The organism is Streptomyces sp. MUM 2J (genome assembly GCF_022414535.1).
Classification (GTDB): Bacteria; Actinomycetota; Actinomycetes; order Streptomycetales; family Streptomycetaceae; genus Streptomyces.
Map to the genome: position 1 here is coordinate 1 of NZ_JADWYM010000075.1, position 12,393 is coordinate 12,393.

Consider the following 12,393-nt stretch of genomic DNA (forward strand, 5'->3'; position numbering starts at 1 on the left):
TGAACTCCTCCTTGCGGGACCCAGTATCCCAAAGTGGAAGGTTGTCCATCACACCGGGGCAACTTCAGCACCGACCTGTCCCCCCGCGAACGACAGGTCGCCGACCTCCTCGCCACCGGCGCCACCAACAAGGACATCGCCGCGGCCCTCGCCCTGTCCGTCCGCACCACCGAACACCACGTCGCCCGGGTCCTGAGCAAACTCGACACCACCCGCGAACAACTCAGACCCAACTGAACCCAAACCACAGGCCGCTGCCCGCGGCCGGGTTTCCGCCGTCGGTGGCGGGCAGCCGATCCGCACCGACATCGCCGCCGCCCTACGCCGCACCGCCTGCGGTGGTGGAGGGGGGCGAAGCCTGCTGCGTTGTGCATCTGGCGTGCGATTCGGTTGGTCTTGGCGTTGACGCCTTTGGTGGGGCCATTGCTGTACGGAAGTGCGAGTGCGGCGTCCATGGCGTCGCGGTCTCGGTTCAGGCCTCTGGTGAAGGCGTGCAGATGGAGCAGATCGGCTGAGCGCTCACAGCCGCGTGATGGATGGCAACTTTCCTGCGGTCACGGTGTCTTCTGCGCTGCAGACTCGTCGAGGTGAGGTGGCCCTGGCCCCATGACTCAGCAGGGGAAGCGCACGTGCCGGTGGTGGGCGACCCCACTCGAAGGCCGCGAGTCGTGCAGCCGCCAGGGCCCACCCAGGAGGGAACTCCGTGTGCGGCGACTCAGTTCACGCCAACTCTTTTGTTCGACAGTCGAGTTGATGTGCGCTGACTTAGGTTCTAGGGGCCCGCTCCACGGCTCACCCAGGAGGTCCGGTTGCAGCCCAGACGCGTCCGTGCTCTTGCCCGAGTATTACACCGTTCCCACCTGCTCATCGCCTTGGCCCTCGGCGCGCTGCTCGTCGGGGTCACTCCCTGGCTCGGTGCGGCGGACACGGTGCCGGGCGGTCATGGCCCGGCGTCCCGGCAGGCGCCCGTGCCGTTCGATCGGCAGACGGCGAAGTTGTCGCCGCACCACGGCGTGGCCCCGGCGAACGCCGTGGAGCCGACGGCGCCCGTCCTCGACCGGACCGGATGGACGGCCACGGCGAGCGACGAGGAGACGATCGGGGAGGACGGCCGCGCGGCCAACGTCCTCGACGGCAGCACGGCCACCATCTGGCACAGCAGGTGGACCGGCACCCCCACTCCGCTGCCGCACACCATCACCGTCGACATGCACAGCACGGCGGTGGTCTCGGCGCTCATCTACCAGCCCCGCACCGACGGGGCCAACGGGCGTGTCGGTGAGTACAGCATCAGCGTGAGTACCGACGGTAAGAACTGGGGCAGTCCGGTCGCCACCGGCACCCTCGCGGACGACGCCGACGCCAAGAGTGTCGGATTCTCCCCGCAGGGCGCCCGGTTCGTCCGGCTCACCGCGGTCACCGAGGCAGGCAACCGCGGCCCGTGGACCTCCGCCGCGGAGCTCAACCTGCTCGGCGACCCCGGAACCCCGGCCGCCACCGTCGATCTGCCCCGGACCGGGTGGACGGCCACGGCGAGCGACGAGGAGACGATCGGGGAGGACGGCCGCGCGGCCAACGTCCTCGACGGCAGCGCCGACACCATCTGGCACAGCAAGTGGTCGGGAACCCCGGCCCCTCCACCGCACAGCATCACCGTCGACATGCACCGCACAACACCTGTCTCCGCCCTGGTCTACCAGCCCCGCAACGACGGCCCCAACGGGCGCGCAGGCGCGTACACCATCACCACCAGCACCGACGGCACCACCTTCGGTGCGCCGGTCTCCACGGGCACCTGGCGCGACGACGACACCGTCAAGACCGCCGTCTTCACCCGCACCGAGAGCGCCCGCTACGTACGCCTGACCGTGACCGGCGAGGCCGGCAACCGCGGGCCGTGGGCCTCGGCCGCCGAGATACGCCTGAGCGGGCCGGCCGACCCGGCCGCCCACGGCTCCTGGGGCCGGATCACCGGCTTCCCCCTCGTGCCGGTGGCCACCGCCGTCCTGCCGGGCGACAAACTCCTGGCCTGGTCGGCGTACGCGGCCGACCGCTTCGGCGGCAGCAACGGATACACTCAGACCGCGATCCTGGACCTCAAGACGGGCAAGGTCACCCAGCGCCGCATCGACAACACCGGCCACGACATGTTCTGCCCGGGCATAGCGATGCTCGCCGACGGCCGGGTCCTGGTCACCGGCGGCAGCAACGCGGAGAAGGCAAGTATCTACGACCCGGCCGCCGATGCCTGGTCCGCGACCGCCAGCATGAACATCGCCCGCGGCTACCAGGCCATGACCCTGCTCTCCACCGGCGAGGCCTTCGTCCTCGGCGGATCCTGGAGCGGATCCACGGGCGACAAGGCCGGCGAGGTCTGGTCCCCGGACACCCGCACCTGGCGCAAGCTTCCCGGCGTCCCCGCCACCCCGGCGCTGACGGCCGACCCGGCCGGAGCCTACCGCGCCGACAACCACATGTGGCTGCATGCCGTCTCGGGCGGCAAGGTACTCCAGCTGGGCCCGAGCAAGCAGATGAACTGGATCACGACCGGCGGGAGGGGGAGCATCACCTCCGCCGGCACCCGCGCCGACAGCCAGGACGCCATGACCGGCAACGCCGTCGCATACGACATAGGCAAGCTGCTCACCCTGGGCGGCTCACCCGCATACGAGAAGACGCCCGCCACCCGGCGTGCGTACACCGTGAGCATCGACGGCAACCGGGTCACGGCCGCGCGCACCGGCGACATGGGCCACGCCCGCGCCTTCGGCAACAGCGTCGTCCTGCCCGACGGCAAGGTCGCCGTGTTCGGCGGGCAGGCGTACCCCGTGCCGTTCAGCGACGCCACCTCCGTGCTGACCCCCGAACTGTGGGACCCGGCGACCGGGAGGTTCACCCCGCTCGCCACCATGGCCGTCCCGCGCAACTACCACAGCGTGGCGAACCTGCTCCCCGACGGACGGATCTTCTCCGGCGGCGGCGGGCTGTGCGGCGACTGCGCCACCAACCACGCCGACGGCGCCGTGTTCACCCCTCCGTACCTGCTCGACGCTGACGGCTCGCCAAAGCCGCGTCCCGTCATCACCGGCCAAGTGCCACCCCGCGCGGCCGCCGGTACCTCGCTCACCGTCGACACCGCGGGACCGGTGGCCTCCTTCGTCCTGATGCGCGCCGCCGCCGCGACCCACTCCACGGACAACGACCAGCGGCGGGTCCCACTGGAATCCACACCCCTCACGGCCGGCACGTACACGGTCTCCATCCCGGCCGACAAGGGCGTGGTCCTGCCAGGCACCTACATGCTCTTCGCCCTGGACGCCCACGGGGTGCCGAGCATCGCCCGGTTCATCACCATCTCCTGACAGCACGACCGAGGCGTCCGGCCCTGGCAGGTAGGTCGGCCGGGGGCGGACGCCGCTTCAGGGATGGAACGCGTCGCAGCCGTCCTGGACAGCCCTGTTCACCGGACTGACCACGCGCTCCTTCGGCAAGTCGGTGACGATGCTGCGGAGGTGAGGGCGCAGACGCGGTCCGCAGGGCCGGCGGTGGTGCCTGCTGCTCGGGGACCGGGTACTGCCTCTCGCCGCGCACCCAGCTTGACGCTGTGCCGACTCGCCCCACGCTTCGGTGCCTCCAGGCCCGCGGCCGACCACATCTTCGGTCAACAACTCACCACTCAACAACCGAGATCACCGTCAAGTTGACACACCTTCAAGATCCCCGAAGAGTCGCTCAGTGATCGCTGATCATGTGGTTGCGGGTGGTGTGGAGTTTCTTCAGGACGTTGGCGACGTGGCGTTCGGCGGTGCGGGGGGAGAGGGAGAGTGCTTTGGCGATGTCCTGGTTGGTTGCGCCGGTGGTCAGGAGTTCGGCAACGTGGCGTTCGCGGGGGGACAGCTCTCGTCCGTAGCTGCGGCGGCCGCGGGGTTCGGGTCGTTGCTGGCCGGTGTCGCGCAGGGTCTGCTGGCAGCGTGCGGCGTCGGCGGTTGCTCCGAGGCCGGTGAAGGTGTCCAGGGCCTCCTGGAGTTTGCGGGCGGCTCTTCCGGGGGTGTCGGGGAAGGCGTCGAGGGTCAGGAGCCCAGCCTGTTCGGTGATGCGGGCGGCCTGATAGGTGCGGCCTATGACCTGGAACCGGGTGCTCGCGTGGTCCAGGTGTTCCATGGCGCTTCCCGGGTTGTTCTCGGCACTCAGCAGGCCTTGGCACCACAGTACTTCGGCCGCTGCTCCGGGGGCGTAGTAGCCTTTGATTCCGGTCTGTGCGTCGTTGGTGAGCTGCTGTGCCTCCTTGCGGAGGCCGCAGCCGAGGGCGGCCTGAACGGCGGTGGGAAGCAGGTCTGTTGCCCATGTCCACACGCCTTTGTGCCGTACGGCGTCCAGGCTCTCCCTGACGGTGTTCCAGGCGGTGTCCAGGTCTCCTGCGGCCAGGTCGAGCCGGCCTGCGGCGGCGATGCCGGCCAGGAGAGGTTGGGGTGTGTTGGTGCTGTGCAGAAGTCTCAGGAGGCCGCTCAGTTGTTTTCTCGCCCGGGGCCACTGGCCGCGTGCCAGGTCCAGCAGAGTGCGTATGAGTAGTGCTTCCGCGTGCAGGGCGCTGTGTTCGTCGGCCTCGAGGGTGAGAGCTTCGATCCGTGCGTCGAGGTCGTCCCAGTGCCCGTCCGCGTAGTCCAGCTCCAGCCGGCTGGCATCGCAGGCTGCTTCCACCCACTGATAGCCGGCCTTCCGCGCGGTCCGCTCGGCTTCGCTCAGGAGGGCTCGGGAACGCTCGTCGTCGGCGCGCCAGAGGGCCCCGTCCGCGGCGTTGTACAGTGCGCGGGCACATTCCCGCCGAATGTCGCGGTCCTGACTCTGAACCGGCAGTTGATCGATCAGGTCCCGGGCCAGTGGATCTCCGATGCTGTCCCGAAGGGTGATTCTGCCGGCCAGCACGCTCGCCGCGGCGACCTTGTCGGTGCTTGCGGATGACGCAGCAGCAGCCCGTTCCATGATGGCCAGGTCCTGTGCCAGGGTCGTGTCGAGTCTTGTGCCCGCGCCGAGTGTGGTCAGTGCGATTGCGGTCAGCCCAGGGTTGTCCTTCAATTCGTCGGCAGCTCTTTGCACGTCCGTCGCCGCTCCCTCGTGGCCCTGGTTCCAGCGGGCTCGTCCGAGGTTGAGGCGGATCTCGCTGCGGATGGGGGCCGGCATCGCCGGGTCTGCGACGAATCTCCTCAGCATCTTTATGCTTGCCGACGGGGCGGCACGGCGGGTGGCAATGCGGCTGAGAGCGAGGGCGGCGACGGCACGTCGGTCGAGGGGCAGCGCGGGCTCGTCCAGGAGCTGCAGCAGGAGGTCGCCGGCGTCGTCGTCGTCACCGAGCTCGATGGCGCGGTCGGCCGCGGAGACGGCACGCGGGATCCAGAGGCCGGGGTCGCCGAGCTGGCGGGTGTGGTGGGCGATCTGCGCCAACGGAGGCGGCTCCTGGCGGTCAAGAGCCTGTGCCGCGCGACGGTGCAGCCGCCGACGCTGCGGGCCGAGGATCTTGTCGTAGACGGCCTGACGGGCCAAGACGTGCGGGAATCCGTAGCGCCCTGGTGACGTCTCGTGCAGCACCCCGGTCTCCAGAGCCGCTGCCAGTCCCTTCTCCAACTCGTCGTCGTCGAGCCGGGTGAGTGCCGCCAGCTGCTCGTCCGTGGCCGGTGTGTCGAGCACCGCCGCTGCTTGTGCCACGGCAGTCGCCGCCGTATCCAGGGTGGTGATCCAGATGTTCACTGTCTCCTGCAGGGCGCGCGGCACCGCTGCTCCCTGCAGCCCGTGCCGGTCGCGGCCGTGCGCCTGGCCCGGGTGCCCGGCGTGCGGTGTCTCGGCATCAAGGCGACCCGCCAGCGCCGCCAGGTCCGCTTCCGCCGCGAGTGGGAGGCCGCCGCTGCGTTCGAACAGCTGCCGCGCCAGTACGTCTGCCAGAGTCGGCCCGATCGCTGACACCGCGAGGTCGTGCACCTGTTCCTCGGTGAGGGGGGTGAGGGTGATGTCGGCACCTTTGACCCCCACCGGGCGGCGGTAGGGGGCGCCGAGCACGTTTGCGCCTTGCGGGCCCTGCTGCCGGTAGGTGACGATCAGCCGTAGGCCCTGGGGAGGATTGCGTGCCAGCAGCAGCAACAGCTCACGCGTCGCCTCATCCGCCCAGTGCACGTCTTCCACCACCAGCACGACTGCGGCCAGCGCCCCCAGAAGCTCGTGGACCGCCCGCACCAGGTGCTGTCGCTCTACTGCTGTCGACTCCCGCGGGCCGGTGTCGTTCCGGCGTTCCGGCAGTCGCTCGGCAAGTTCATGGAGGTACGGGGCCAGTACCGCCGAGACCGGGCTCAGCTCTGCGTCGGCGCTGAGGTGGGGGGCCGCCTTGCGCAGTGCGTCGATGACCGGCCCGAAGGGGGGCGGTTCACGCAAGGGGTGACACCATCCCCGCAGTACCGGCATGCCTTCCCGGGCGATCCCGGCCAGGGCCTCCACGACCAGCCTGGATTTGCCGCTGCCTGCCCCGCCTTCGACGAAGACCACAGCGGGCCCCGTCCGCAGCGAGTCCGTTATCAGCCGGAGTTCCTCTCGGCGCCCCACGAAGGCAGGCCCACCGCTCGCGCCCGGATCGAACACGCCTCGTCGGCCGGTCACAGGCATCTCACCGCCTCGTACGTTTGCGCCGTCCTTCGCCCGGCGGCAGACCGCAGGCAGGGGCGGCCGCCCCGGGGAGGTGTCCTCTCAGTCTGGCATTGAGTCGGGCCTGCGGTCAGGTCGGCAATGCGGTGATCGGGCGAGATCGCGCTGCTGCCGGCAGGTTCGCGTAGACGTTGCTCAAGGCATTCGTCTGCGACGTCCTGGCCGCGTGCGCGTCCTTGAGCGGCTGTTGCCTTTTTGGGCCTGAGGGTCGCGCTTTACTGCTCAAGCACGGGGTCCGGTGGCCCTGGGCAGTGGTGGCGTGTCGAGTCGTCGCTCCTGTGGGGCCGGGGAGACCGTCGGTCGTGGGCTGCTGGAGCCGCGTGATCTGATCGCTTGGCGTCGTGTGGGCGACCTGCGGCAGGAGGCCGACCGTAGACAGGCCGAGTGGGGCGTGGCCAAAGCGGAGGTGGCACGAGGGGGTGCCGGCCCGGGTGCCGCGGAGGAGCCGCCGGATCGCGGTGGAGTGCCGGCGCCGCCTGGGCCTTCGGCGGCGGATCGGAAATCGGTGGTGCCGATGGGGCGTGCGGGCCTGGCCCGGTCGGCGCAGTCGGTGGGCTGTCGGCGCATCGTGGAGATCCTCGCGGACCGGGGCCGTCGCGGCAGGCTTCGCTGCCGTGGCGGCCTCGGCCGGGACACGGTGCCCGGGGAGGCGGAGGCCCTGTGCTCGAAGGCGAAGCGGCTGACAGCGCGGGTGGCTGGCCGGGCCGGCGCTGGGCCGGTTCACGCTCACGAAGGCCCTGGCCTGGTCAGGTGCCGGGTGACGGGCGTCGTCGTCGCCCGGTGGACCATCCCCTCCACGCCGGTGGTGGAGCGTTCGAAGCCGCACATGAGACGGCGGCTTCGCGTCGGGTGGGCAGAGAACCGTTCCACGATCCAGCGCCCGGAAAGCACGGTAGGGCCGCGCGTGTCGTCGCTGCGCTTGACGCCGGGGCGAGGGCGGCCGCGCGGTGCCCGACGGCGCTGCCGGACCGTTCTTGGTGGGGACGAGGCACCACCGTGGAGAGGCTCTTCTGCACGTTCCACGCGTGATGCCGTCACAGTGCGTCCTTCACGCGGTTGCGGGTCGTATGGAGTTTTTTCAGGATTCTGGCGACGTGGTGCTCCGCAGTACGAACGGAGAGTGCCAGAGCGGTGGCGATATCCCGGTTGGTGGCGCCGGAAGCGAGGAGCTGGGCGACCTGGCGCTCTCGGGGGGAGAGTTGTTGGCCGTAGCTGTGGCGGTCGCGATGTGCCGAGCGTTGCCCGCCTGCGTCGCGCAGAACCTGTTCGCAGTGGGACTGATCCGAGGTGGCGCCGAGGCTGGTGTAGGCGTCCAGGGCTTGCTGAAGGTGGCGGGCGGCCCGGCTGGGGCTGGTGTCCATCAGCAGGCGGCCGGCTTGTTCCGTGATGCGGGCGGCTCGGTGGACGCGTCCGATGGCCCGGAACTGCCCACTTGCTCGTTCGAGGAGGTCGACGGCGCGTCCGGGATCGGTGTCGGCGGCGAGCAGGGCGCGGCACCAGAGCACCTCAGCCGCGGCTCCGGGCGCATCGCGTCCCTCGATTCCCCGCTCGGCCTGATCCGTCAGCCTCTCGGCTTCCTCGCGCAGGCCGCATCCGAGAGCGGCTTGGACGGAGGTGGGGACCAGGTCCGTCGTCCACACCCACACACCTTTGCGGCGTAGGACCACCAGCGCCGGCTGCACCCTGTCCCACGCGGCCTGCGGGTCACCCCCGGCGAGGCCGATCCGACCCAAGGCGGCGGTCGCTGTCAAAAGCCACTGGATCGGACCGCGCCGGCTCGTGTGCCCCACGATGGCGGTCAGGCCTTCCCTGGCGCGGGGCCACTGTCCACGCGCCACATCCATCAGGCTTCGCGCCATCAGCGGCTCGACCTGGAGTGTGCTGCGCTCCGTGGCCTCGGGAGCGAGGGCGGCGATGCGCTCGTCCAAACCAGCCCAGCGCCCGTCCGCGAAGTCAAGCTGCAACCGGATGGATGCGCACGACGCCTCCAGATACTGGTGGCCGGTGGCGCGGGCCAGTTCCTCCGCTTGGTCCAGCAGGACACCCGCTCGCCTGTCATGCCCCAGCCAGAATGATCCGTCCGCGGCGTTGTGCAGGCCGACGGCACACTGACGCAGAACCTCCTGATCGCTGCTGTCGTATGGCAGCTGCATGATCAAGTCCCTGGCAAGGGGATCACCGATGTGCTCGAGCAGGGAGATCCTGCTGCCGAGGACGTTCGTCCGGGCGACCTCGTCCTCACTGCCGGCGACTGTGCTCACCGCCCGGTCCATCCAAGCCAGATCCTGTGCGACCGGTGTGCCGAAGGCCAGGACGCCCAGGCCGAGGCTGGCCATCGCGGTGGCCGCCAGATCGGGCCGGCTCCCCAGCTCGCCGGCCGCTCGTTCCACCTCCAGGGCCCCTCCCTCCTCGCCCTGGTTCGATGTGATCCATGCGAGGTTGAGACGGATCTCTCCCCGGGTCGGTGCGGGAAGGGCGGGGTCAGTGATGATCCGCCGCACGGCAGCGACGCTGGCGGCATACTCGATGCGGCTCAGCGCGATGTGGCTGAGCGTGAGAGCGGCGCGGGTACGCTCCTCGGGGGGAAGCGCAGGCTCGTCCAGGAGCTGCCGCAACAGGTCGGCGGCGACACCATCGTCACCGACGGCTTCGGCCTGATCCGCGGCCGCCAGGGCACGTGGGATCCACGCCTCCGCATCACCGAGCAGGCGGGTGTGGTGGGCGATCTGAACGAGCGGCGCAGGCTCCTGCTTCTGCAGGGTTTCAACGGCCCGCCGGTGCAACCGCCTGCGCCGCGGCGCCATGATCGTTTCGTACGCGGCCCGGCAGGCCAGCGCGTGCCGGAACCCGTACCGTGCCGGCGACGACTCCCGCAACACACTCGCCTCCAACGCTGCTGTCAGCCCCGCCTCGGCTTCTTCCTCTCCCAGGCCGGCCAGCACTGCCAGCAGCTCCTCCGCCGCCGGCACCTCCAGCACCGCCGCTGCCTGGACGACCGCCACCCCCGCCGAGCCCAGCTCCGCCACCCGGCTGCCCACCGCCTCGCGCAAGGCCCGTGGCACGCCCGATTCCCTCAGCAGCGCCAGCGCCGTACCGGCGCCGTCGTCACGGGCATCGGCAGTGGCGCGCTCGAGGCGACCGGCCAGCACCAGAAGATCCTCCTCCGCAGCCAACGGCAACCCGCCACTTCGCTCGAACAACTGCCCGCCCAGCACTCCCGCCGCCGCGCTCCCGATGACCGACGTCGCCAGCTCCCGTACCTGCGCCTCGTCCAACGGCGGCAGCACGATCTCTGCGCCGTTCACCCCCACCGGCCGCTGATACGCCACCCCCAGCACGTTCCCCTCGCCCGGCAGTTCCTGTCCCCGATACGTCAGCACCAGCCGAAGCCCCGGCGGCGGCGTCCGCGCAAGCAGCAACAACAGTTCACGCGTCGCCTCATCCACCCAGTGCACGTCCTCCACCACCAGCACCACATCCCCGGCCCTCTCCAGCACCTCCACCACACCCCGTCGCACCGACGCCGGATCCAACCCCCCGTGATCAGCACTCCGGACGTCGTCCGACCAACCCGGACCGTCCGGACGGGGCGGTGTGAGCCGGTCGGCGATCTCCGGCAGGTACGGCAGCAATGCCGCGGCCTCGGGCCCCACATGCGCCTCTGGTGCCAACCAAGAGCGCCCGTCCCGCAACGCATCGATCACCGGCCCGAACGGCAGCGGCTCACGCAAGGGATGACACCATCCCTGCAGCACCGGCACACCGCTGCCCTCCACCTGGGCCCGTGCCTCCTCTACCAGCCGGGACTTCCCCGCCCCCGCCTCACCCTCCACCAACACCACTGCAGGCCCCACGGCCAGAGCCCGGACCAGCGCCCGCAACTGATCCCCGCGCCCCACGAATGCGAACCCCGAGCGCCCACCCATCGGACCTACCATCGCCCACCACCAGAACAGGCAAATATCACCAAATTCCACGCTACCGCTTGCACCTGTGGGAAGCTGAACAACATGGTGTGCGGCCCGGTGGCGGGTCCGGGAGAAGGACATGGTGAGCCGCACCGATCTTCGTGGAGTCCTTGAAGCCCTGGGTTGCTCGGCAGAGAGGGCGCCATCCGCGGACAGCGCCGCACCACCGTCTCCGAGGCGGCCGCACCGCGCCCGCCGAACCTGGTCAACCGGCGGTTCACCGCCGAACGCCCCAACCAGCTCCGGCCGGCGGACCTGACCTACATCCGCACCTGGTCCGGCTGGGTCTACAACGCGTTCGTCCCGGACATGTACTCGCGCCGGAACGTGGGCCGGCAGACTGCCACCCACATGCGCACCGACCTGCCACTGAACACGCTGGAGATGGCCCTGTGGCGGCAGAAGATCAAGAAGGACGCGCCGACCTCGCTCACCACAGCGACCGCCGGTCGCAACACGTGTCCCTTCGCTACACAGTGCGATGGGCCGAGGTCGGCGCCTCCGCACCGGTCGGGTCCGTCGCGGACAGTTACGGCTGTGAGGATGGGGTCACCGTCGCAGGAGCGGCCTGACCCGTGTCACGACCCACCCTTCGGGTGTCCTGGCTGTTGATCTGTCGGTCACTCCTGTGACGGGCCTGATGCGGGCCGCCGGCCAGGTCCCGGCCCGGGCGAGGCGCGCCGAGCGGCTGCGCAGTGCGGCCGGGCGGCGGGTGTGCGACGCCGCCTCCACGGTCGTCAGGCGGCCCGGGACCTGGTCCTGTCCTGGCCCACGGTGATGGAGGCATTCCGCACCGCCGGGCAAGCTGTGACAGATGCGGCCCTCGAACCGGTCGAGGTCCTCGGGGTCGACGAGACCCGCCGGGGCCGCATCCAGTGGCGCCAGAACCAGGAAACCGGCAGGTGGGAGCCGGTGGCAGACCGCTGGCACACCGACTTCGTGGACGCCTTCGGCGTCCAGGGCCTGCTCGGACAGATCGAGAGCCGCGCCCCTCGGACGTGCTGGCCTGGCTGGCCACGACACCACTTCAGTGGCGCCGGCAGATCCGCTACGCCGCGATCGACATGTCCCCCGGGCTATCGGGCCGCGATCCGCACCGGCCTGCCCCACGCCCAGGTCGTGGTCGACCACTTCCATGTGGTCCAGCTCGCCAACAAGACGCTCAGCATCGTCCGCAGGCGGACCACTGCCACTCTGCGGGGCCAGCGGGGACGGGCCTGCGAATCGGAGTGGAAGGCCCGGCATCGGCTTCTGCGTCACCGCGAGGACCTCACCGACGCCCAGTTCGGCGCAATGTGGAACGCACTGATCGACGCCGGGACGATTGGGATGATGCTGCTGACCGCGTGGATCGCCAAGGAGAAGCTGCGGGACCTGCTCGCCCGCACCGGCGCCGGTCACCACCGCATCGGCCACCTGCGGTTCACGTTCCTCACCTGGTGCGCCGACTCCGAGATCCCCGAGGTCCGCCAACTCGCCACCACCGTGGGCCGCTGGTGGACCGAGATCGCAGCCTTCAGCGCCACCGGCCACAGCAACGCCAAGAGCGAAGGGATCAACCGCGTGATCAAGCTTGTCGGCCGCGCAGCCCACGGCTTCCGCAATCCCACCAACCAGCGCTTACGCACACGCTGCGTGACTCGCCGAGCCTGCGGCCACCTCCACCCCCGGGGTGCCTGCGTTCTCACCTGTCGGGTTGGATGAGGTCGATCGCGTGGCCGGGGTGCGACTTGTAGTAGTC

General features: G+C 70.3%; 6 protein-coding genes and 1 pseudogene. 4 read left to right on the forward strand and 3 right to left on the reverse strand.

The window, feature by feature from the left end; translation table 11 throughout:
• Nucleotides 1–33 precede the first annotated feature (33 nt).
• A complete protein-coding gene (locus tag I3F54_RS31175; protein ID WP_308374156.1) occupies nt 34–237 on the forward strand; it encodes a helix-turn-helix transcriptional regulator in 204 nt (67 codons plus the stop codon).
• A 98-nt stretch (nt 238–335) separates the two neighbouring features.
• Here the strand turns inward: I3F54_RS31175 and I3F54_RS31180 are convergent.
• Nucleotides 336–518: pseudogene (locus I3F54_RS31180) on the reverse strand (ISL3 family transposase); the annotation flags it as partial.
• Between the two features lie 354 nt (nt 519–872).
• Here I3F54_RS31180 and I3F54_RS31185 point away from each other — a divergent pair.
• Nucleotides 873–3,362, forward strand: coding sequence for a discoidin domain-containing protein (locus tag I3F54_RS31185; RefSeq protein ID WP_240122289.1), 2,490 nt, complete (start codon nt 873–875; stop codon nt 3,360–3,362).
• A 370-nt stretch (nt 3,363–3,732) separates the two neighbouring features.
• On the opposite strand, the gene I3F54_RS31190 is transcribed toward I3F54_RS31185, so the two are convergent.
• Complete coding sequence (locus I3F54_RS31190) at nt 3,733–6,645, reverse strand: AAA family ATPase (protein ID WP_240122290.1); 2,913 nt, start codon at nt 6,643–6,645, stop codon at nt 3,733–3,735.
• Between the two features lie 1,073 nt (nt 6,646–7,718).
• A complete protein-coding gene (locus tag I3F54_RS32260; protein WP_308374159.1) occupies nt 7,719–10,733 on the reverse strand; it encodes an AAA family ATPase in 3,015 nt (1,004 codons plus the stop codon).
• Nucleotides 10,734–10,775: 42 nt separating this feature from the next.
• Here I3F54_RS32260 and I3F54_RS32670 point away from each other — a divergent pair, with 42 nt between their 5' ends.
• Together I3F54_RS32670 and I3F54_RS31205 are read left to right on the forward strand one after the other, a co-directional pair.
• Nucleotides 10,776–11,264, forward strand: a complete 489-nt coding sequence (locus I3F54_RS32670) for a DDE-type integrase/transposase/recombinase (RefSeq protein WP_374205996.1) — start codon at nt 10,776–10,778, stop codon at nt 11,262–11,264.
• A 195-nt stretch (nt 11,265–11,459) separates the two neighbouring features.
• Nucleotides 11,460–12,356: a transposase gene (locus I3F54_RS31205; RefSeq protein ID WP_240122291.1), complete on the forward strand. Its 897-nt coding sequence runs from the start codon at nt 11,460–11,462 to the stop codon at nt 12,354–12,356.
• Nucleotides 12,357–12,393 lie beyond the last annotated feature (37 nt).

What these genes read in the sequence shown, in the direction of transcription:
- I3F54_RS31190 (WP_240122290.1), bottom strand. Translation starts at nt 6,645, where the DNA reads ATGCCTGTGACCGGCCGACGAGGCGTGTTCGATCCGGGCGCGAGCGGT.
- I3F54_RS32260 (WP_308374159.1), bottom strand. Translation starts at nt 10,733, where the DNA reads ATGTCCTTCTCCCGGACCCGCCACCGGGCCGCACACCATGTTGTTCAG.